General features: G+C 53.7%; 1 protein-coding gene. It reads right to left on the reverse strand.

Translation table 11 applies throughout. The annotated features are described in order from the left end of the window. The coding region (locus HMPREF2572_RS12780) for a type VI secretion system Vgr family protein (protein WP_148132357.1) at positions 1 to 449 on the reverse strand (449 nt) is incomplete at both ends.

Raw genomic sequence — 449 nt, forward strand, 5'->3', positions numbered from 1 at the left:
ATGTTTTCATTGGCAGTGTGCAGTTGGCTTTGTTGGGTTGCGGTGGCGATGCCGGCGGGGGCGGTTTGGATTAAACCGGCCTCTTTCAGGTCTTTGAGTGCGTCTTTCAGACGACCCCTTTGGGTTTCTTCATCAGTGTTGTGGTTGTTGGCGGTTTGGGCGGCTTTGTTCAGGCTTTTGGCGAGGGAGAGTGCTTGTTCAATTTGTGCGATGGCATCGTCCATATCCAGCACTTTGCCGTTGGCGTCTTGGTTTTGTGCGCTGACGAGTATGCCTTTACCCGCCCGTACGGCGCCCCAACCGTCGGTTCTGAGTTCGAAGCCTTCGCCGTTTTCTCCACGTTTTTCCCGACTTGAGTCGACGATGTGGCCGAGGTTGAGTTGGGATTTTTGGTAGTCGGTGGCGAGTTTGATGTGCTCCTGACCTTTTTGGTCTTCCATCCTGAGTTT

This window comes from Neisseria sp. HMSC064E01 (genome assembly GCF_001808875.1).
In the GTDB taxonomy this organism is placed as follows: domain Bacteria; phylum Pseudomonadota; class Gammaproteobacteria; order Burkholderiales; family Neisseriaceae; genus Neisseria; species Neisseria sicca_A.